This is a genomic window from Parabacteroides sp. Marseille-P3160 (genome assembly GCF_900162725.1).
In the GTDB taxonomy this organism is placed as follows: domain Bacteria; phylum Bacteroidota; class Bacteroidia; order Bacteroidales; family Tannerellaceae; genus Marseille-P3160.
Genome location: NZ_LT799418.1, coordinates 1,131,106 through 1,153,848, shown reverse-complemented (window position 1 = coordinate 1,153,848; position 22,743 = coordinate 1,131,106). Strand labels below are relative to the sequence as shown.

15 protein-coding genes and 1 pseudogene are annotated in these 22,743 nt (G+C 47.7%); 1 reads left to right on the top strand and 15 read right to left on the bottom strand.

The window, feature by feature from the left end; all coding sequences use genetic code 11:
- Window positions 1-24: 24 nt before the first annotated feature.
- On the bottom strand, window positions 25-1,422 hold the full coding sequence (gene leuC / locus BQ8014_RS04535; RefSeq protein ID WP_080903323.1) for a 3-isopropylmalate dehydratase large subunit: 1,398 nt from the start codon (window positions 1,420-1,422) through the stop codon (window positions 25-27).
- Between the two features lie 23 nt (window positions 1,423-1,445).
- Window positions 1,446-2,942 (bottom strand): 2-isopropylmalate synthase, encoded by a 1,497-nt coding sequence (locus BQ8014_RS04530; protein ID WP_080903322.1) that lies wholly within the window; start codon window positions 2,940-2,942, stop codon window positions 1,446-1,448.
- A gap of 541 nt (window positions 2,943-3,483) precedes the next feature.
- Between BQ8014_RS04530 and BQ8014_RS04525 the strand changes: the two genes are divergently transcribed.
- Window positions 3,484-3,894, top strand: a complete 411-nt coding sequence (locus BQ8014_RS04525) for a hypothetical protein (protein WP_234997985.1) — start codon at window positions 3,484-3,486, stop codon at window positions 3,892-3,894.
- A 108-nt stretch (window positions 3,895-4,002) separates the two neighbouring features.
- On the opposite strand, the gene ilvC is transcribed toward BQ8014_RS04525, so the two are convergent.
- The 13 genes and pseudogenes from ilvC to BQ8014_RS04460 all read right to left on the bottom strand — a co-directional run bounded on the left by ilvC (window position 4,003) and on the right by BQ8014_RS04460 (window position 22,713).
- The gene (ilvC, locus tag BQ8014_RS04520) at window positions 4,003-5,046 is read right to left on the bottom strand and encodes a ketol-acid reductoisomerase (protein WP_080903321.1); all 1,044 of its coding nucleotides are present in this window, start codon (window positions 5,044-5,046) and stop codon (window positions 4,003-4,005) included.
- A 77-nt stretch (window positions 5,047-5,123) separates the two neighbouring features.
- Window positions 5,124-5,861 (bottom strand): acyl-[acyl-carrier-protein] thioesterase, encoded by a 738-nt coding sequence (locus BQ8014_RS04515; RefSeq protein WP_080903320.1) that lies wholly within the window; start codon window positions 5,859-5,861, stop codon window positions 5,124-5,126.
- Window positions 5,858-6,418 carry an acetolactate synthase small subunit gene (gene ilvN / locus BQ8014_RS04510; protein WP_080905815.1) on the bottom strand — a complete coding sequence of 187 codons (561 nt, stop codon included), beginning with the start codon at window positions 6,416-6,418 and terminating at the stop codon, window positions 5,858-5,860. Before ilvN ends, BQ8014_RS04515 begins: the two co-directional genes overlap by 4 nt.
- Window positions 6,419-6,431: 13 nt before the next feature.
- Window positions 6,432-8,132 (bottom strand): biosynthetic-type acetolactate synthase large subunit, encoded by a 1,701-nt coding sequence (gene ilvB / locus BQ8014_RS04505; protein WP_080903319.1) that lies wholly within the window; start codon window positions 8,130-8,132, stop codon window positions 6,432-6,434.
- Between the two features lie 27 nt (window positions 8,133-8,159).
- Window positions 8,160-9,836, bottom strand: a pseudogene (gene ilvD, locus BQ8014_RS04500) (dihydroxy-acid dehydratase); the annotation flags it as partial.
- 70 nt (window positions 9,837-9,906) lie between these two features.
- The gene (ilvD, locus tag BQ8014_RS04495; RefSeq protein WP_080903317.1) at window positions 9,907-11,739 is read right to left on the bottom strand and encodes a dihydroxy-acid dehydratase; all 1,833 of its coding nucleotides are present in this window, start codon (window positions 11,737-11,739) and stop codon (window positions 9,907-9,909) included.
- Between the two features lie 1,058 nt (window positions 11,740-12,797).
- Window positions 12,798-13,238: an Hsp20/alpha crystallin family protein gene (locus tag BQ8014_RS04490; protein ID WP_080903316.1), complete on the bottom strand. Its 441-nt coding sequence runs from the start codon at window positions 13,236-13,238 to the stop codon at window positions 12,798-12,800.
- A 177-nt stretch (window positions 13,239-13,415) separates the two neighbouring features.
- Window positions 13,416-14,246, bottom strand: coding sequence for an N-acetylmuramic acid 6-phosphate etherase (gene murQ, locus BQ8014_RS04485; RefSeq protein WP_080903315.1), 831 nt, complete (start codon window positions 14,244-14,246; stop codon window positions 13,416-13,418).
- Window positions 14,236-15,102 carry an ATPase gene (locus BQ8014_RS04480; RefSeq protein ID WP_080905814.1) on the bottom strand — a complete coding sequence of 289 codons (867 nt, stop codon included), beginning with the start codon at window positions 15,100-15,102 and terminating at the stop codon, window positions 14,236-14,238. Before BQ8014_RS04480 ends, murQ begins: the two co-directional genes overlap by 11 nt.
- Window positions 15,103-15,109: 7 nt before the next feature.
- Entirely contained in the window at window positions 15,110-16,345 is a 1,236-nt protein-coding gene (locus BQ8014_RS04475) for an exo-beta-N-acetylmuramidase NamZ family protein (protein WP_080903314.1), read from the bottom strand.
- An 11-nt stretch (window positions 16,346-16,356) separates the two neighbouring features.
- Window positions 16,357-18,216 (bottom strand): MFS transporter, encoded by a 1,860-nt coding sequence (locus BQ8014_RS04470; RefSeq protein WP_080903313.1) that lies wholly within the window; start codon window positions 18,214-18,216, stop codon window positions 16,357-16,359.
- A 17-nt stretch (window positions 18,217-18,233) separates the two neighbouring features.
- Window positions 18,234-19,703 carry a glycosyltransferase family 2 protein gene (locus BQ8014_RS04465; RefSeq protein ID WP_080903312.1) on the bottom strand — a complete coding sequence of 490 codons (1,470 nt, stop codon included), beginning with the start codon at window positions 19,701-19,703 and terminating at the stop codon, window positions 18,234-18,236.
- A 7-nt stretch (window positions 19,704-19,710) separates the two neighbouring features.
- Window positions 19,711-22,713 (bottom strand): golvesin C-terminal-like domain-containing protein, encoded by a 3,003-nt coding sequence (locus tag BQ8014_RS04460; RefSeq protein WP_080903311.1) that lies wholly within the window; start codon window positions 22,711-22,713, stop codon window positions 19,711-19,713.
- Window positions 22,714-22,743 lie beyond the last annotated feature (30 nt).

Genomic DNA, 22,743 nt, shown 5'->3' with positions numbered 1-22,743 from the left:
AGTCCGGAGATTCGCCGGACGAACTCATAATAACTCGCGCGGGTCGGTAATCACTCCGGTCACCGCCGCCGCCGCCGCAACCAACGGGCCGGCCAGGATCGTCCGGGCGCCCGGCCCTTGGCGGCCTTCGAAATTACGGTTGGAAGTCGAAACGGCATATTTCCCTGCCGGAACTTTATCGTCATTCATCGCCAGGCAAGCGGAACATCCCGGTTGGCGCAGCTGGAAACCGGCTTCTTCGAATACCTTATCCAGTCCTTCCTCACGAATTTGTTTTTCCACCTGCCAGCTCCCCGGAACCAGCCAGGCAATGACCTTCGGCGATTTCTTCCTTCCCTTGACGAGGGAAGCAAAGGCGCGAAAGTCTTCGATACGGCCGTTCGTACAACTGCCGATGAAAACATAATCGATCGGCTTGCCCAGAACGGATTCTCCGGCTGTAAAGCCCATATAATGCAAGGATTTCCGATAGGATGTCTGTCCGGCCTCATCGATCGTCTCCAATGCCGGGATCTTTTCACGGATTCCCATTCCCATGCCGGGATTCGTACCGTACGTTACCATCGGTTCGATATCTTCGGCACGAAAGACGACTTCCTTATCAAATACGGCGTCAGGATCGGAATACAGCGTGCGCCAGTAGGCCAATGCCTTCTCCCATTCTTCGCCTTTAGGAGCGTATTCGCGCCCTTTCAGATAGGCGAACGTAACTTCGTCGGGTGCGATCATGCCTCCCCTGGCGCCCATTTCAATCGATAAGTTACAGATTGTCAATCGTTCTTCCATCGTCGTATTGCGAATGGCTTCACCGGCATACTCAACAAAATAGCCGGTAGCCCCTCCTGTTGTCATCTTACTGATGATATAAAGGGCGATGTCTTTTGCCGTCACGCCGGGACGAAGTTTACCGTCGACCTTGATGCGCATGGTCTTCGGTTTATTCTGCATCAGGCATTGCGTGGCTAGTGTCATCTCGACTTCACTGGTACCGATGCCAAAAGCGATCGCTCCCATCGCTCCGTGCGTTGAGGTATGCGAATCACCACAGACAATCGTCATACCCGGTTGGGTCAGGCCGGTCTCCGGGCCGACGACATGGATAATTCCGTTCTTCGGACTCAGTAAGCCGTAATAAGTAAGTCCGAAATATTTTGCATTTTCTTCAAGGGTATCCACTTGTTTTTTCGAAACCGGATCTTCAATCGGCAAGTTCTGATGCAATGTCGGGATGTTATGATCCGGCATACAGGTCACCCGTTCAGGACGAAAGGGCTCCAACCCACGTTTCTTCAAACCGGCAAAAGCTTGCGGACTGGTTACTTCGTGACAGAATAAACGGTCGATATATACCTGGGTTGTCCCGTCGGGAAGCGTATCGACCACATGCTTTTCCCATATCTTTTCAAATAATGTCTGGCTCATTTTCTTACTGGTTTACATTTTTATTATTTCACAAATTTGTTGATCGCGTCGATAAACGCTTCTACCGAAGCTGCGACAATATCCGTATTGGCGGCAAATCCATAATAATGATTCCCGTCATATTCCACCTGCATATGCACCTTTCCCACGTCATCGCTGCCTCTGTTTATGGCTTGGATAAGGAATTCCTGGATTGTCATCGTCCGGTGGATGATAGACTTCACCGCCTTGATCGCAGCATCGACCGGGCCGTTGCCGGAGGCTGCCGCCTCAAATTTTTCGCCGGCAATATCCAGGCAAACGCTGGCTACCGGCTGTAATCCGACACCGGAAGTAACTTGCAGGTAATTCAACTTAATGCGGTGCATCGCCGTACGGTCTTTACCGGCCAGCATCAAGACATCATCGTCATTGATATCCTTTTTCCGGTCCGCCAGCTTTAAGAATTCTTCATAGACCTTGTCCAATTTCTCCTGATCCAGTTCGACCCCCAAAACGCTCAATCTGTGTTTCAGGGCGGCCCGCCCGCTCCGCGCCGTCAATAAGATCGCACTCTCGTCGATGCCGACCTCCTTCGGATCAATGATTTCATAACTTTCCCGGTTCTTCAAAACCCCGTCCTGATGTATTCCTGACGAATGGGCGAAGGCATTCCGCCCGACAATCGCCTTATTCGGCTGAACCGGCATATTCATCAGGCTGGAAACCATGCGGCTAATGCCGTAGATCTTCCGGCTGTTGATATTTGTGCTGATTCCTATCTCCTTATGGCTTTGCAAAATCATGGCAACCTCTTCCAGAGAAGTATTCCCAGCGCGTTCGCCGATGCCGTTCACCGTCACTTCCACCTGCCGGGCTCCGCTCAGAACGCCTTGGATCGTATTGGCGGTAGCCATGCCCAAATCATTATGGCAATGTGTCGAAATGATGGCGTTATGGATGCCGTCGACGTGTTCAAACAAATAGCGTATCTTTGCTCCGTATTCATCCGGAAGGCAATAGCCGGTCGTATCCGGGATATTCACCACCGTAGCACCCGCTTTGATGACAGCCTCGACCACACGCGCTAGATAGGCGTTATCCGTCCGTCCGGCATCTTCGCAGTAGAACTCCACGTCCTCCACCTTCTTTTTGGCATACTTGACCGCCGCTATGGCACGTTCCACAATCTCGTCTTGCGTCGAATTGAATTTATACCGGATATGATACTCCGACGTCCCGATTCCCGTATGGATCCGTCCGCGTTTCGCGTACGCCAAGGCTTCAGTCGCCACGTCGATATCCTTTTCCACTGCTCTTGTCAACGCACAGATCACCGGCCAGGTTACTGCTTTGGATATCTCAACTACACTTTTAAAATCACCCGGACTGGAAACCGGAAAGCCCGCCTCAATCACATCTACTCCTAAAACCTCCAATGCTTTGGCTACCTGTATTTTCTCTACAGTATTCAATTGACATCCGGGCACTTGCTCCCCATCTCTCAAAGTGGTATCAAAAATGAATAATTTGTCTGACATACATTTCTTTATTTATATTATTTTTTCTATTCCATTATTTAAGTAAAAAGCCCTTCTCACAAGGAAGTGAGAAAGGCTCTTTTTATTTTTTGTACTTTAATACCTGCACAATAGTCTCACTTCCCATCCTGCTTACAGAGTAGAATAATCGATAGAGAAATAAGAATACCGTTTAGTAAAGCCGATGACTTCATAGTTCTTTTATTATTAACGGTGCAAATATACGGCCTTTTTTTAAACTGCAAAATTAATTCAATATTTTTTATCTGCATTAAATAACAAAACGTAAGAAAAGGTCAATCGTTAGAGCAAAATCATAACAGAAAAAGAGAATCAGCAACCAGGAAACAAAAACTCTATTTTCGAAAAATAATTATAAAGCACGAGCTATTGATCCCGTTTTTAAAAACATATAGCTATATTTGCAACAATATTAAAAACAAAAAGACTTACAGATTGTTATAATAGAAAAACAGAAAACACTATTTAGACCAAGAGAGTAACGGTTCAATTAAAAACCTCAAAAAAGAATACAAAGACAATGAATGTAAAAAAAGTGATTTCAGTATTGTTCCTATTCACAGTAATAGGGTTATCTTCTACTAATGCACAAAGTGTTATAACGAGTGTTCAGACAACTGCCGCCATTGAAAATATCCAGATAAAAGTGGCCAAAGATATAGCTGATGCGGACAAAAAAGCAGAAAAGGAAATAGAAAAGGCACAAAAAGACGCGAGTAAAGATGCTAAAAAGGCAGAAGAAAAAGCGGAAAAAGACGCCAAAAAGCAAGCTCAGAAAGGAGCTGAGAAAGCACAGAAGAAAGCGGAAAAGAAAGCAGCCAAAGCCAGAGAAAAAGCAGCTAAGGAAAAAATAAAAATCCAACAGGAGGCTGATAAAAAGATCCAAGAATTAAAAACAAAAGATCCCCTTACGACCAGCTTTTCAAAATAACGGATGATCTGTCTTCGGGCTATTATAGCATCGAAAGAGAACAATAAAAGCGGGCAGCCCGGATGGGCCGCCCGCTTTCGCTAATAGAATGTTATACCGCAAACATTCTCAACTATTTTCAGGACGTAACTGACGGACAACAGCTCCGGCGCGCCACATTTCACTGTCATGGAGTGCCTTCAACTCGGCATTCAATTTTTCCCGGTAATCCGGTTGGCTATTGGAATCGATAGAACGTTGCGCTTCATTTCCCAATGCAACTTCCTTATACAGTTTTTCAAAAACAGGCTTTGTCGCGTCATGGAAGGGTACCATCCAGTCCAATGCACCGCGTTGGGCCGTAGTCGAACAGTTAGCGTACATCCAGTCCATCCCTCTTTCGCTGAACAAAGGCATCAGAGATTGGGTCAATTCCTCTACCGTTTCGTTGAATGCTTCCGAAGGATTGTGTCCATTCTCACGCAACGTCTCATACTGCGCAAGAAGCAAGCCTTGAATAGCTCCCATCAACGTACCGCGTTCACCGGTTAAATCCGAATAAACTTCTTTTTTGAAAGTCGTTTCAAACAAATAGCCGGAACCGACACCGATACCCAAGGCAATCGTGCGTTCCCATGCCTTTCCGGTAGCGTCTTGGAAGATAGCATAGCTGGAATTTACGCCGCGACCTTGCAAGAATAATTTACGCAAACTGGTACCCGAACCTTTCGGAGCCACAAGGATCACATCTATATCCGACGGAGGGACAATATGCGTCCGTTCTTTGTATGTAATAGCGAAACCATGGGAAAAATACAGCGCTTTGCCAGGAGTCAGATATTCTTGAATACGAGGCCATACTTCAATCTGAGCGGCATCCGAAAGAAGATACTCGATAATTGTAGCCCGCTGGCAAGCTTCTTCAATCTCAAACAAAGTTTCGCCCGGCACCCATCCGTCGGCAACCGCTTTATCCCATGTCTTCCCTTTACGTTGTCCGACAATGACATTGAAACCATTATCACGCAAATTCAAGCTCTGAGCCGGCCCTTGTACACCATAGCCGATGACTGCGATCGTTTCGTCTTTCAATACTTCTCTAGCCTTTTCCAAAGGAAATTCTTCGCGGGTAACGACATTTTCGTCTACACCTCCAAAATTTAATACTGCCATTTTTTTATAAATTAATAATGTGTAAAAATAATTGTTCTTTTAATCTTATGAAAATCCATTCGCCTTCCGTTCCGGGTTCAAGACACCGAAGGACGCCAGATAATAGATGCACGGCAAATGGATTTCCCTTCATTGCAAATCGCTGCGTCATACTGATTCTCCTGCAATTCCTTTAAATGCAACGACAGATCCATGCCATACCGCCCTTCCGCCTGGTAAGCTATTTCAAAACGGGAAATCTCCTTTGTCCTGAACGTTTCCAGATCGAAGAGATCCAGGATATGCTCCATGTATTTGATGCTGTTCAAATGTCCGTTCACATCCAAATCACTGTACTTTACCCGGTAAACAACTCCCTCCGTCTCTCCTTCCACCGGGCGGATCTTACCCGGACGGGCGATCGGACAAGGGCGATCCGTCAGATACTCCTTCAATGCGGTTTCGTCCAAAGGAGCTGCCCGCCGGCTTTCCGTATCGATGGCCGCCCAGATAGACCGGGCATATCCCAGCGTTTTACCGTCCGAAGCGGTAATCTCAAAGCAACGCTCGGTAAATAAGCGGGACACCTCATCGATCCAGGTATAGATCCGGATCGGTTCGTCCAGGAGAGGATAGCCTTCCATCTGAAGAGCCAACCGCGATAACACCCAAGTCGTTTGTTTTTGGTTCATATCGCTATAGCCGAAACCCCGCCCGGTGGCATGGCGGGTTGCTGCGTGCAGCAGGTAATTTCCCAAGGTCGGGATCATTACCCTTCCTCTAAAATCCAGTGAGTAGGCTTCGGTCACATAGGTATATTCCCCGACTTTATTCATTTTTTCAACTGTTTATTTTCCAATTTCGATTCGATCTCCGCCAACATATCACTCAAGCGTTCCACTTTGCTTTTGGTGATGGCGACACGTCCCGAACGGATGAACTGCAAGACGCCGATCGTTTCGCTCAGTTCCTTAAAGAGCGCCTGTGTTTCCTCGTAATGCCCGCTCTTTTCCAATACTACGCAATCTTCGTTCATGTCGAGGATATGGGCATGATACCGCCGGATCAATTCCTCAACCGTTCCCATCCGGATAAACAGCTCCGTACTCAGTTTGTACAAGGCGATCTCCTGATAAACAAGATCCTCATCCGTGTTATAATAGGCTTTCAGTATGTCTACCCGCTTGTCGATCAGATTGACGATCTTGTTAATCGTATCTTCGTCCGAGAATGTCGTGATGGTAAACTTATGAATACCTTGGATTGCGGACGGTGAAACGGATAAGGTTTCAATATTTAACTGCCGGCGCGTAAAGATAACGGTTATTTGGTTTAGAAGTCCTACCGTATTTTCAGAAAAGATAATTACAGTATATAATTGTTTTGTTGACATATGCTGTTCCTCCTTAGTTATCACCCATTATAATATTCGTGACCGTTGTTCCGGCAGGGATCATCGGATAAACCATGCCGCAGGCTTCCACCTTGGTGACCAGCAGGTAGGCTCCATCATGCTTCAGCATTTCTTCGATCGCGCCATCCAGTTCCTCGCGTTTCTCCACCAACCGCCCGGCAATGCCGTACGCCTTGGCTACTGCTACGAAATCGGGATTTTCCATCGTCGTCTCCGAATACCTTTCCTTGAAGAACAGTTCCTGCCATTGGCGTACCATTCCGAGGAAGCTGTTATTCAAGACAATGATCTTCACATTCGTCTTTTCCTGCATGATAGTACCCAACTCCTGTATCGTCATCTGGAAACCGCCATCGCCAAGGAAGCAGCAGACCGTGCGTTCCGGAGCGCCGATCTTTGCGCCGATCCCGGCCGGCAAGCCGAAGCCCATTGTCCCCAGTCCTCCGGAAGTAACGACACTCCGGGTACGTTTATATTTGAAGTAGCGGACTCCCATCATCTGGTTCTGCCCCACGTCCGTAACCAGTACGGCATCGTTGCCGGTCGCTTCCGAAATCTTATGGATCACTTCTCCCATCTTCAGTGGGCCTGATACCGGATAAAGTTCCTTTTTAATGACTTTATTCTTTTCCTCTTCTTCATCAGGAAGGAAGGAAGCGAGCCACTCCGTATGTTTGGCCGGCTGCAAACGTTCCGCCACAGCGACCAGTGTCTCCTTAACATCACCCAGGACAGGAACATCCGCCAGGACATTCTTCCTTATTTCGGAAAGATCGATGTCGAAGTGGATCACCTTTGCCTGCTTTGCATACGTCTTCAGATCTCCGGTCACACGGTCGTCGAATCGCATGCCGATGCCGATCAGCAGGTCGCACTCATTCGTTTTCCTGTTTGGCCCGACGTTCCCGTGCATTCCGAGCATCCCCTTATTCAGCGGATGATCCGTAGGAATAGCCGACAGTCCTAAAATAGTAGAAGCAAACGGGATATCCGCCTTTTCAAGAAAAGCTTGCAATTCCTTTTCGGCATGGCCGAGCAGAACGCCCTGCCCTACCAGCGCCAGCGGTCTTTTCGCCCCGTTGATCAACTCGGCAGCGGCAGCCACATCGTCCGGATTAACATCCGGAACCGGTTGGTAACTGCGAATATACCGGACCGGCTTATATTCATAATCTACCAACCCGATCTGCGCGTCCTTGGCAATATCGATCACCACCGGCCCGGGACGACCCGAAGAAGCGATATAGAAAGCGCGGGAGATAGCCCAGGCGATATCCTCCGACCGTCGTATCTGGTAAGACCATTTCGTTATAGGCTGGGTGATCCCGATCACGTCGATTTCCTGAAAGGCGTCGGTTCCCAACAGGGGAGACGCCACCTGTCCCGAGATGACGACCAACGGGGTACTGTCCATCAAAGCGTCGGCAATCCCCGTAACGGCATTGGTTGCCGCCGGGCCGGAAGTAACGAGCGCCACTCCTACTTTTCCGGACACTCTCGCGTATCCCTGGGCGGCATGAGTCGCCCCCTGTTCATGACGGACAAGGACATGCCGCACCTGATCCCGGTAATCATACAGACAATCATAAACAGGCATAATCGCGCCACCGGGATAACCGAATATCGTATCGACTCCCTCGGCAATTAAAGTTCGCAGCAAAGCTTCCGAACCGGTTATCTTCTGTTTCTCCATTTTTATTTATTCTTCTTTTATTTCATTCTATTCAATGATCCTTACTCCTCCCTTATCGGCGGAAGACACCATCCGGGCGTAAGCCTTCAATGCTTTGGAGACAACTCGCTTGCGCAAGGGAGGCGTAAAAGCCTCCTTCCCCCGAGCTTCTTCCTCGCGGCGGCGTCCGGCCAATTCGGCATCGCTCAATTTCACGTTGATGCTACGTTCCGGTATATTGATATCGATGAGATCCCCGTTCCTTACCAAGCCGATGGCGCCTCCCGAAGCGGCTTCAGGAGAGATATGCCCAATAGACAGGCCGGAAGTCCCTCCACTGAAACGGCCGTCGGTAATCAATGCGCACTCTTTTCCCAAATGCCGGCTTTTGATATAGGAAGTAGGATAAAGCATTTCCTGCATTCCCGGCCCGCCTTTCGGGCCTTCGTAAACAATAACGACAACATCGCCCGATACCACTTCGCCTTTCAAGATCCCGCGGCATGCCGCTTCCTGTGAATCGTACACTTTAGCCGGACCGGTAAAATGGTAAATGTTTTCGTCTACTCCGGCCGTCTTGATCACACAGCCGTCCAGGGCGATATTTCCTTTCAGGACACCCAGCCCGCCCTCTTTTGTATAAGCATGTTCCATGTCGCGGATACATCCTTCTTTCCGGTCGGTGTCCAACTCCTTATAATAAGATTCCTGTGAACCCATCACCAGGTTGAAGCGGTTGGCAGGAGCGCTCTTATATATTTTTTCCGCTTCCGCCCGGACGGAAGTCCCTGTAATGTCATATTTTCCGATAGCTTCCCGGAGCGTCATTCCGTCGATCCGGCAAACAGATGCATCCAAAAGGCCTCCTTTATTCAACTCTCCCAGAATACCCAAAATACCTCCGGCGCGGTTGACATCCTGGATATGGTATTTCGCCGTATTCGGCGCTACCTTGCAAAGGCAGGGCGTCCGCCGTGACAAAGCGTCGATATCATCCATCGTGAAATCGACACCGGCTTCCTGCGCAATCGCCAGGAGATGCAATACCGTATTGGTAGAGCCTCCCATGGCGATATCCAGCGTCATGGCATTCAGGAAGGCGGCCTTTGTCGCTATGGAACGGGGCAGGACGGAATCGTCGCCCTCGTTATAATATCTTTCCGCATTGCGGACAATCTGCCGCGCAGCTTCCTTAAACAGGTTCGTCCGGTTGACGTGCGTCGCTACAATCGTACCGTTGCCCGGCAGGGCCAATCCGATCGCCTCGTTCAGGCAATTCATCGAATTGGCCGTAAACATACCCGAACAGGAACCGCAAGTCGGACAAGCCGCTTGCTCCAGCCTGCGTATATGTGAATCGTCCACGCTGTCGTCCGCCGCTTGTACCATAATATCGATCAGATCATACTGCTTATTGTCCAACACGCCGGCCTCCATCGGCCCTCCCGATACGAAAACGGCAGGAATATTCAGCCGCATGGCCGCCATCAGCATCCCCGGGGTAATCTTGTCGCAGTTACTGATACAAACCATAGCGTCCACCTTATGGGCATTGACCATATATTCCACACTGTCGGCAATCAAATCACGGGAAGGCAATGAATAAAGCATCCCGTCATGCCCCATGGCAATCCCGTCGTCGATGGCTATCGTATTGAATTCGGCGGCGAAACAGCCTAATTTCTCAATCTCGGCTTTCACCTGCTGTCCCACTTCATGCAGATGGNCGCAGCAAAGCTTCCGAACCGGTTATCTTCTGTTTCTCCATTTTTATTTATTCTTCTTTTATTTCATTCTATTCAATGATCCTTACTCCTCCCTTATCGGCGGAAGACACCATCCGGGCGTAAGCCTTCAATGCTTTGGAGACAACTCGCTTGCGCAAGGGAGGCGTAAAAGCCTCCTTCCCCCGAGCTTCTTCCTCGCGGCGGCGTCCGGCCAATTCGGCATCGCTCAATTTCACGTTGATGCTACGTTCCGGTATATTGATATCGATGAGATCCCCGTTCCTTACCAAGCCGATGGCGCCTCCCGAAGCGGCTTCAGGAGAGATATGCCCAATAGACAGGCCGGAAGTCCCTCCACTGAAACGGCCGTCGGTAATCAATGCGCACTCTTTTCCCAAATGCCGGCTTTTGATATAGGAAGTAGGATAAAGCATTTCCTGCATTCCCGGCCCGCCTTTCGGGCCTTCGTAAACAATAACGACAACATCGCCCGATACCACTTCGCCTTTCAAGATCCCGCGGCATGCCGCTTCCTGTGAATCGTACACTTTAGCCGGACCGGTAAAATGGTAAATGTTTTCGTCTACTCCGGCCGTCTTGATCACACAGCCGTCCAGGGCGATATTTCCTTTCAGGACACCCAGCCCGCCCTCTTTTGTATAAGCATGTTCCATGTCGCGGATACATCCTTCTTTCCGGTCGGTGTCCAACTCCTTATAATAAGATTCCTGTGAACCCATCACCAGGTTGAAGCGGTTGGCAGGAGCGCTCTTATATATTTTTTCCGCTTCCGCCCGGACGGAAGTCCCTGTAATGTCATATTTTCCGATAGCTTCCCGGAGCGTCATTCCGTCGATCCGGCAAACAGATGCATCCAAAAGGCCTCCTTTATTCAACTCTCCCAGAATACCCAAAATACCTCCGGCGCGGTTGACATCCTGGATATGGTATTTCGCCGTATTCGGCGCTACCTTGCAAAGGCAGGGCGTCCGCCGTGACAAAGCGTCGATATCATCCATCGTGAAATCGACACCGGCTTCCTGCGCAATCGCCAGGAGATGCAATACCGTATTGGTAGAGCCTCCCATGGCGATATCCAGCGTCATGGCATTCAGGAAGGCGGCCTTTGTCGCTATGGAACGGGGCAGGACGGAATCGTCGCCCTCGTTATAATATCTTTCCGCATTGCGGACAATCTGCCGCGCAGCTTCCTTAAACAGGTTCGTCCGGTTGACGTGCGTCGCTACAATCGTACCGTTGCCCGGCAGGGCCAATCCGATCGCCTCGTTCAGGCAATTCATCGAATTGGCCGTAAACATACCCGAACAGGAACCGCAAGTCGGACAAGCCGCTTGCTCCAGCCTGCGTATATGTGAATCGTCCACGCTGTCGTCCGCCGCTTGTACCATAATATCGATCAGATCATACTGCTTATTGTCCAACACGCCGGCCTCCATCGGCCCTCCCGATACGAAAACGGCAGGAATATTCAGCCGCATGGCCGCCATCAGCATCCCCGGGGTAATCTTGTCGCAGTTACTGATACAAACCATAGCGTCCACCTTATGGGCATTGACCATATATTCCACACTGTCGGCAATCAAATCACGGGAAGGCAATGAATAAAGCATCCCGTCATGCCCCATGGCAATCCCGTCGTCGATGGCTATCGTATTGAATTCGGCGGCGAAACAGCCTAATTTCTCAATCTCGGCTTTCACCTGCTGTCCCACTTCATGCAGATGGGTATGCCCCGGAACAAATTGTGTAAAAGAATTGACAACCGCAATGATCGGTTTACCGAATTGTTCTTCCTTCATGCCGTTGGCCCGCCATAATGCACGGGCCCCGGCCATTCGTCGGCCTTCGGTACTGTCTGAACTTTTTAACGAATTTTTCATCTATCTTTATTTTGTAACACTTTCAACATTTTGCCTTCATAATTTAATAAAAAAGCCCTTCTCTTATCGGAGAAAGGCTTCAAGTTCTATTTCATTATTTATACAAATACCTGCATACCTTTCTCCTTACCGACTAATGACTAGAAGGACCACCACGAGAATAATATGCAAGTTACTATTTATCATATAAGACTTCATTTCCTGTTTGATGCTGCAAATGTATAACAAATAATCATACAAACAAGGAAATCAAAAGGAAAATATGCTATTAACTTTCATTTTAAAAGAAAAAGCCACCTGCTTTCCACATTATCATATCGGCGGACGACTTTCAGACCGCCCCTGCTGTTTGCCTTTCTTGCTTCCTCTTTCAGCAGTCAAGTAAGCTTGCATTTAGCCTGAAAGCTGTTTGTTTTTCCGTCTCCATTGCTATATCTCCATTATGCATTGCATTACGAATGTAATGCTATCGCTAAGTTTCGTAAGTAAAAACCAACTTTTTTATTTGGATAGATTCTCTGGCTCCTTTGGATACTGGCTGATATTTCTCAGGATGAACCTAAATATATTTTTATGATTATCCGCATCGCGTCCTACGTGAAAAATCGAGTATACTGAGTGAATAGATCGAGTATACTCGATTTTGAAATTCAGTATACTGAATGGATATATTGAGTGCACTGATTTTTTTCAGGGATTTAAATGCCTCTGCCAGGATATTATGCGGATAATCATTTATATTTTGACCGGGTCAAAAATATGTTAAACAATGGTCAAAAATAAATTAAACGGCGTCAAAAATATAATCGAATGGCAATTCTTCAAACTTTCTCAGGTACCCATTGGAATTTTGTTGCATGGGAATGTGAAAAAAATTAATGGAAATAGATAATAAAAGCTATATATAGATGAAAAACAGAATATTGTAGAGGAGGAAATGATAAATGACCAATTGCCAAAAAGCTATGAAATAGGGAAACGGGCGGAATGATAAAACAAAAAAAGGCTGTCCCGTTAGTGCGGGACAACCTCTTTTCAATTCTATAACCGGGATCCTATTATTTAACCTCGATCATCTTGACGTTTTTCTTGATTTCTTCCTCTTTCAGTTTAGGAAGGTGAACGCTCAAAACTCCGTCTTCTACCTTGGCTTCTATCTTTTCCTTGTCCACATTGTCCGGAAGAATCATTGTTTGTTCAAACTTGCTATAAGAGAATTCACGTCTCAGATAACGAGCCTCTTTCTCATCTTCATTAGACTTTTCTTCCTTATTTTCTTTCTTCTCCATACTTACGACCAAGTTATTGTCTTCGTCGATCCGGATATTGAAATCATCTTTCTTCATTCCGGGGGCGGCCAATTCAACCCGGTATTCATCTTTTGCTTCTACCACGTTGATAGCAGGAGCCGTTGCATTCGTTCTGAACATCCAATCGTTATCAAAAATGTCATTGAAAACGTCAGGCAACCAACTTTGATTTCTTCTTACAGGTTTCATAATCTAAATCTCCTATCTTTAATGGTTATTATTTTTACTCTTTTCATGTAACTATTTGCAAAGGGTGTGCCAACCCCCAAAAGTGACAATATGATTCTTTTAGCAAATAGAAAAAGGCCAAAAAGTCATTTTAAGAGACTTTTTGACCCTATATAAGAGACATTACTACCTATTTGATTATTCCCCCTTCGGCTCTCCTGAACGATAAGCCTCAACAGCCTTCCTGACGGAGCCATGGAAAAGGAGCAGCCTTTTCGCATGTTCATAGCCCAGTCCCAGCTCCTCCATCACCATCCGTGAACCCCGGTCGACCAGTTTGGCGTTACTTAGTTGCATATTGACCATGCGGTTTCCTTTCACCCGCCCTAATTTAATCATGGTCGTCGTAGAAATCATATTCAAAATCATCTTTTGCCCGGTTCCCGATTTCATGCGGGAACTACCGGTCACGAACTCGGGCCCGACGATCATCTCGATGGCAATGTCCGCTTCCTGGGAGAGCGGAGCGTTAGGATTACTACAGATGGAAGCCGTCAGGATGCCGTGCTTCCGGGCTTCACGAAGGGCGCCGATCACGTAAGGAGTCGTTCCGGAAGCGGCAATGCCGATCACCGTATCCTTGTCATTCACCTGATGAGCCAGCAAATCGTTCCAACCGGCTGTCGTATCGTCTTCCGCATTTTCGACCGGATTCCGAAGGGCGGTCTCCCCGCCGGCAATGAGTCCGATGACCACTGTGTTCGGCATGCCGAAGGTGGGAGGAATCTCAGAAGCATCCAAAACGCCTAACCGTCCGCTGGTTCCCGCCCCGAGGTAAAAGATACGTCCCCCCTTTTGCATACGGGGGATGACCTGCGACACTAATTTCTCTATCCGGGGAATTACTTTTTCGACGGCCAACGCCACTTTTTTATCTTCTCGATTGATATCGGCCAGTAACTCTCCGACGGATCGCTCTTCCAGATGATCGTACAACGAAGGCTGTTCGGTTATTTTTTCAAAGGACATCTTTCTGTTTTTTCAAAGTTGAATGATATTGAATCAGACCTTCCATTGGAGACTGGGTGATCACGCCTATACGGGTATTCAAACCGGCAGCCGCCTCCTTCAGGACAGACTGGAAATGAAAAGCGACCGACCCGGTAAAGGAGACCGACAGATTTTTATAATCGTACTGCATCACATTCTTTTTAAAGAAATCGATGAAGGCGCTGTAAACGATGCCATACACGCTTTGGTCCCCGATATACCTCAAAAGGAAAGGAGACAGGCTAGCCAGGAAACGATTTGGCATCGGCTGCTTATAGACCCTATCCAGTATTTCCGATTGGGTAAGATCCATCTCTTTGAGGAAAAGTTCTTTCAATCCCGGAGTCAGTTGGTTTTTAAGGCAAGCGCCCAAAAAGAGGCGTCCCAATACCGCACCGCTCCCCTCATCACCCAGAATATATCCGAGAGGGGAAATATTCTTTCTTATCTCTTCGCCGTCATAGTAACAGGAGTTCGATCCGGTTCCGATAATGCAGGCAATGCCTTTTTGATGTTTGCACAATCCCCGGGCGGCAGCCAGCAAGTCACTGCCGACGTGAATCTGTGAAACCCTTATGCCAGAAAGGGTATCCTGGATAGCACCTCTTATCTGATCCTGTTTTTCCGGGACACACCCGGCTCCGTAAAACCAAATCTCGCCGATCGGCAAGTCTTTCAATTCCGGCGCCAGTTTAATCGATAACTCTTCGGCAATATCCTCCCTGTTACGAAAAAACGGATTGGCTCCTTTCGTATATAATTGCTTGACCTGTTTACCCTGATCAAGCAAACACCAGTCTACCTTGGTAGATCCTCCATCTGCTAACAATATCATCATCCTTTTATTTATATAAATAGTATTTCTTTGCTATTTTCCTGAACGGCTCTACATCCTTATACCAGGCATCGGCAATATCGGCAAAGCGGTTATTCTTAGCAAAGCTTAATCGTATCTCATCGCTTCCGGAAACTTTATCAAACATATTGAAACGCCCCTTATCCGCATGGTCGAAAACCGCCCTGTCCGGATATAATGCCGCTATTTCCTGCATCACATAGAATTGGACTTCGGATAAGCGCGCTTTTGCATAATCCGTAATATGCACCTGCACGCCTTGCAACTGCTTTCCCTGCCCGACCGAATAAAAAGGCTTCAGATAGATCGGCCGGAAAATCAGTCCGGGGAGTCGGAGGGCATTCAGCCGTTGCGCCAGCTTGCCGGCCTCGATCCATTCGGCACCGAACATCTGGAACGGAATCGTATACCCGACTCCGATGGAGAGATAGCCTAATTCGCCGGCAATTCCGGATAATGGATAGAAAAAGGCTGTATGGGGATGGGGAATATGCGGGGAAGAGGGAATCCATTGCAAACCTGTTTGCGTATAGTCCATTTTCCGCTTCCATTTCTTCATCTTGATCACCTTCAGATTGCAAGGCTTAGCCAACATGCCTTCGCCGTTTAATAACAGCGCCAATTCCCCGCAAGTCAAACCATAGACATAAGGGATCTTAAACTGGCTGACAAAAGAAATAAAACCGTCTTCCACCAAACCGCCTTCGATCTTCAGCCCGCCGAGGGGATTCGGGCGATCCAATACCATGAATTCGATATGATTCTCCGCAGCCGCTTCCATCGCCACTCCCATCGTACTGATATAAGTAAAAGAACGGCAACCGATATCCTGAATGTCATAAACCAGGACGTCAACGCCTTTCAGCATCTCCGGGGTAGGTTTGCGAGTCTTCCCATAAAGGGAGTAGACAGGTAGGCCGGTAGCCGGATCAGCCGCACTCTCTACCTTGTCACCCGCATGTTCATCCCCCCGCACACCATGCTCCGGGCCGAAAAGAGCGACCAAATTAACATTCGGCGCCTGATAAAGCAGGTCGATCGTCGAAACGAGTTCGTTATCAACCCCGGTCGGATTGGTAATGAGCCCCACCCGCTTACCTTCCAGCGGTTTGAATTTCTGTTCCTTCAGAACTTCAATGCCAGTCTTGATCCGTATTTTTTGAGCCCTACTTCCAAAGACAAATAGAAAGCAAAGCAAAAGTAACCCAATCTTAGCCTTCATTTAATTCTTATTTATATTTTATCTCTTTTTTTGCCATAATCCGAATCTATTTTCAGCAATGACGCGGAAATAATCGGAACGATACTGCATATCATAACCCAGATAAAGAAATGATTATAGCCTAACAATTCCTGTAACCAGCCGGCAAACATCCCCGGAATCATCATCCCCAAAGCCATAAAGCCGGTGCAGATCGCGTAATGGGCCGTTTTCTGTTCTCCATCAGAATAATAAATCAGATAAAGCATATAGGCCGTAAAGCCAAATCCGTATCCGAATTGTTCCAGAAAGACGCAGAGATTGATAAGAATCAAGCTATCCGTCTGCGTAAAACTCAGGAAAACGAAAGTCAGGCATGTCAATAGCATGCTGAGCATCATCGGCCATAACCATTTCTTCAGTCCTCCTTTGGCCGCTACGACTCCACCGATAATTCCTCCGGCCGTAAGCCCGATAATCCCGATGGTGCCATACACCAAGCCGACTTCGCCGGTCGTCAGCCCTAAGCCTCCGATCTCTTTGGGATCCAACAAGAAAGGGTTGATGAGTTTCAACAACTGCGCTTCCGAAAAACGATAGGTCAGCATGAAGAAAATTCCCGCCGCTGCCTGCGGTTTCCTGAAAAACGATACAAAGGTAGCAGAAAACTCTTTTAGAATGGAACTTGCCGTCAGATGGGTATGGGACTTATCCGCATCCGGTTGCGGCAGTGAAATGCGATGCCAGAAACTGAAAAGAAGGAACAGGCCGGCCAAGACAAAAAAAGTAATGGACCAAGCGAAAGGAATGTTTCCGGACAGCCCTTTATATTCTGCCGCAGTTTGCGCCGTCAGTTTCGGGTCTACCTGAAAAACGAGGTAGGCCGGTTTATTCCAGTTGTGTTCGTTGAACGACAACCGGTCTCCATGAATCAGGGAAAGGCTCTTGTCACCCCGGTTCATCGTTGTATTGAGAATCATTTCTTTCCCTTTTTCGGGAGGCCCGGAGAGATGAACGGCGGCAATGCCTACATTACCGGTACGGTCGGAAATTACTTCGGCTTTCTTTTCCCCGAAGTTCTCCCGGATCCAATTCCCTAAAGGGCGGGCTACATAAACAGACCAGAGATCCGCTTTTTCTTCCGATTGCCCTCCCTGTTCCGCACCCTTTTCCTGCCGTATAAAGCCATTGGTGAGGTTAGACGCCGTAACCGTAGCCACTATTTCTTTTAGTTGTTCCTTCTCAATCGGCGCCGTCCCGATTTTCAGCGTTTCCTGGCTCGGAATGAAATGGATCGTACCTTCTTTTGCGGCAAAACGATCCGTTGAAGGGAGAGTCAATGTCGTAGTATATTCGGGAGAAGCGTCGATCTTCAGTTTCAACGGTTCAACTCCCGAAGCGCTCTCCAAAAAACCGGCGATGATAATCAACACCCCCTGCCCCATGATGGTGGCAACCCGGTAAAAAGTGCTGCGGATCCCCACAAACAAGGCCTGTTGATTGGTATCGAGCGCCAGCATATAATAGCCGTCCGCCGCAATATCATGCGTCGCCGAACTAAAAGCTAAAAGCCAGAAAAAGGCCAGTGTCCCTTGAAAGAAAAACGGAAGCGGAAGCATGAAGGCGATTCCGGCAAATCCGGCGCCGATCAGTAATTGCATGATGACGATCCACCACCGTTTGGTTTTCAATAAATCGACGAACGGGCTCCAGAAGGGTTTAATCACCCAAGGCAAATACAGCCAACTGGTATAAAGCGCAATATCGGTGTTTGAGATTCCCATGCGTTTATACATAATGACCGAAATGGTCATTACCGCTACATACGGCAATCCTTCAGCCAGATAAAGGCTCGGCACCCATGCCCATGGGGATGTTTTTTTCCTTTCCATATGGTTTCGTTGAATCGTTATTCTTTCTTTCTCCGGTTATACGCAATACGGGCTTGCAATTCCCAGGTACGAATCCTGTCTTTATATGTATTATGACCGTTTTGCTTATGAATATCCAGTGAAGCGTCAGAGTTATCCTCCCAACGGCGACAAAGGTACAAAACTTCATAGATACGTCCGATTCGATATTCCCGGGAAAAATACAATCCGAGGGCATAATCTTCGCCATAACTGGTGTTCGGAACGTTAACCTCTCTCAGTACCGGTGTATAGAACGCACGGGGAGCACCCAAGCCGTTAATACGCAAGGCATTGTTACGCCCGTTATCCGGCGTCCATTCCTTATGGTCGATGATCCCCGGAGGAATTTGATTCATCCCGAAGTCGGTGAGCATATAAGTCCCGACCACCATGGCGCAATTCTGGGCATAAAAGGCATCCACGATCTTCTGCAAGGTATCTTCCCCGGAATAAACGTCGTCACTGTCCAGTTGGACGGCAAATTTACCACAAGAGGAGTGATGGATACCGGCATTCCAGCAACCTCCGATCCCCAATTCCGTATTACCGGGAATCAGATGTATCAACCGGGGATCCGTACGAAAACGGTCAATTGCCTCGGTCGTCCCATCGGTCGAGTAGTTGTCTATGACAATCAGATTGAATTTAAATGATGTTTTTTGGCTCAGTACCGAGCGGATCGCATCGGCTATCGTACGCACACGGTTCCGAACCGGGATAATGACCGACGCTTCATATTCAAAAGAAACCTGGTTAAAATCAATCGGTTTGAATTGGGGGGAGAGATAAGCGCCTATCTCTTTAAGGTGGTGCGTACAGGCAGCCTCCATCTCCAATTGGACAGCCCGGTTCTTCGGATCGACATAATCAAAAAGCCTCTCCCCGCTTTTCCGGGTATCATTTTCGACTTCCGTATAGAGATATTCATTGATGTGTACTAGTTCAGCCACTTGGGAAACCTTCAGCCTCAAGTCATATAAACCGGCTTGTCCATAATCCGTATCCATTCGTTCAACAGCATCCCTCAGTGCTCCGGTACGATAGAAAAGTACCGAGCCGAAATTGAAATCATCACGCAGGCTCCCGCGTTGATAGGTAATAACCGGACTATTCCGCTTCTCCCCATTGATAACCTGGTAATGGTCTGCATAGATTAATCCCCCTCCGGTATCTTCTGCAATCCGGAGGAACCGTTCGATTGCCAGATAGCCCATCCGCAAATCAGCGGATTTCGTATAGATCAATGTATAATCGCTCGTCGCTTTCTGCGCAATCTTCCGGACAGTTGCAGTAGACCGCAAAGAATCAACTTCTATAAATTCACATTCTCCTATGGTTTCCCCGGATTCTCTCTCGGCTAACAAATAGATATTAGCTATAAATCGGGAGGAACGAAGGGACGCAATTGTATTTTCCACTTGTTCCGCCGATTGATATGGTAAGAAACAATCGATTCTTTTTTGCATGAATATTCTATTGATTGTTAAACATAAAATTAAGTATTCTTTTCATCAGTGAATCTCTCTGGCTATCATTTTCAATCGTTTCGAAAGGAAAACCGAGTATGCAGGTACGGTAACTTCCATCGAAGACAACGCCTGCACTCAGGTTATTCTCCGAATAACGGAATATCGTATAGGCATCTTCCCCCGCTGGCTCGATTGCATCCGGTGACTGAACCGCATAGGAAAGTGAATTCAACTGTTGATAAAACATAAAACTCTCCATGGAAAGAGTAGGAAAGGGCGAGGCGACGCTTTTTACCCAACCGGTAAGGGTAGCCCTCCCCACACGCCATTTGTATTTTAATATGTCTTCCGCAAAACGCCGGTCTTCTTCGTCAGCCTCCGCTGTATCCCACAGGTCGGAAGCGATATAAGAGCCGCTGGCAAAAATATTCCCTCCCTGTTGGCAATAGGCGCTAAGCTTGTTTTGCAATTCTTTGGGAAACGTCTTAAACTCCGCGGGAAAAACGCCTCGTCCTATTTTTGTCTGCTTCTGTTTTCCCAAGATCAGATCGACCAGAGGATATTCTTCCAAACGGACTTGTCCCTCCGATACCGCCTTTACACTTGAAGAAGCAAAAGAATAGCCCGCTTTCTGAACGGAAAGTCCGTGTAGCAAAGGATAATCGAAACTGTTTCCAGCAAGGACGGTCGTTTCATAATTGGCATAACTATTGCCAAAGCCGGAGGCGTCGTCGTCCATCCAGGGTATCTGGCGGCGGAATTCATTTTGCCGTCCGATATAATTGTATTGTTTTTTATATTCCACCCCCTGGTCGATAAAATCGAGAAAGCCGCCCAGGCTATCTTTCGAACTAAAGCTGCAGGGCGCGGATAAGCGGTCAAACCCATTGACGATCAATACGGATCCTTTCTCATTCGAACGCCGGCATACGGAAAGGATTTCGGAAGGAAAGCTTTCTCCACCTTCATTCACGGCCGTTATTTTGAAACCGTAAATCCGGTCCTTCTGAATGTCAATCCTTATTCCGGGTCCTTCAATGATCCGTCCATTGTCAAAGCCGCCTTCCCCGATCCGGGTGTATAAGATATACCGGTTCGGCCGGGCGGACGGCTCGGCGACATCGATCGTCGGTTGCCAGCGGAGCTCCACTTGGTTCTCTCCCGAGAAAACAGCGCTGAAGGATTGTACCGGAAGCGGCTGCACGACATATTCGGTTTTATACTGGTTGGAAAGATATTTCAATATCCCCTTGTAAATCGAACGGCTTACCGTAAACCGAAAACGGGGATCCAGCCCATAGCGCATGTCGGCGAAATTCTGATGGGAAAGTAATTCCAGAAGCATTGTCGGCACATTGGGCACCCTTGCTTCGGCATACGAACGGTTCCATAAATACCGGCGCGTCCATTCAGGTTCATACTCCCTGCGGATATCGGAGACAATCTCCGTCATAATCAAATCCGTCAGATCACGCGATGCCCATCGGGAAACGCCGTTTGCAAATTTCTCCTCGTTAAAGTGCGTCATATAGATGCCCAACGTCCCGATAGTGGAATCGTTATAAGTGGTCCCGGCATCCGTATGAAAAGCCATAGCCATATCGATCGGTATATGCAATCCTTCCTGTTCAGGCGCAACCGGCGAACCTCCGGAGATATAATTAACCCAATAGGCGCGGCTGGTATAATCGTCGGTATAATCGTTCTCACTATTACTGCGGTTATAAACGCTATCCGGCATTCCGGCCCATTGCAGCCAATACCTGGCTCCCTCCGTATAGCGGGGATATCCACTGATCTCCGGGCGATAATGTATGGCCAGGTTCTTCGGATTTTTTGGCAAACGGGCGATATTTCCCATGCCGCCGCCAATCTTTACGGCATCCGCCGTGATAACGCGTCCACTTTTTTCACTTTGGTTAGACAAGGTCACTTTCGCGTTTGGATTTATCCCTTTATCGAACATGAATTCGCCCAGATAAATCCAGGTACTGCCCCCCATTGTCTGGTTGATTTTGAAATCGGTACGTCCTCCCGAATGATACACGCTATAAAGAGCATCTTCCGTACTGTTTTTTTCTGTCCGGTAGGAAACATAGACTCCGTACATTCCTTTCTCCGGAATATCGGGAATCCATTCGCAAAGGCTCTCCTTACCCTTGCTTATGGTTTTTGTTTGTTGGTAAGAACCTGCGCGGAAAGGATTCTCTCCATCCAGATACACTTCTTTCCAATGAGCGAAGCCAGCGCTATCTCCTTTCGCCCACGGCTCTTTACCGACGGTTTCCCTATAAACGGACTTTCCGCTGCTTTTTTCCTTATCTACAATAATTTCATCCTGCTGAGTATCCCTTTCACGGGGGAGCAAGACCGTCGCTCCGGCGTTTTCCAGCATCGGGACAAGATAAGGCAACACGTAACTCTGCGTATATAAATCCTCTACGGTCTGGAAAATGCGCGCCCGCTGCCACTCCCACCGGGCCAACTTCTGTTCATAGTAGTATCCGTGACTTTGCCACAAGGCAATATGCCGGTTTGATAACCCGCTCGCATAGGACTCAACCGGCGCCGAGAGATTTCTTTTAAGAGGCGGATCCTTTTCCCTATTGGTAAAAATTCTTGTCTTATCTATTTTATAGGTTGTTCGGTAGAAGTTAGGGACTAAATCCCGGATATTTTGTCCGTCGGAAAATACGTTAATTTCATATTTCTTATAAGATTCCGGCAAATAATCACGCACACACATTTCGATCCGCCCGACTTTCTCTTCCGTCATCGGCATATATGACAGGATTAAATCAGCGTATAGATCAACCGTCTTTTTCTTTGTATCGACAAAAAAGCTATCGATCCTCACTTTACCGTCCGAAACCGATTGCTGGTAAATATTCGTAAGTTGTTTATATAACGTACTGTCCACCTCGATCTGCAACACTTGTCCCGGTAAAAAAGCCGGAAGGCAAAGCAGGATTCCCAAAACTAACCATAAACGTTTTCCCTTTTCCATATATTTCCTTCAAATGACAACAATCAACCC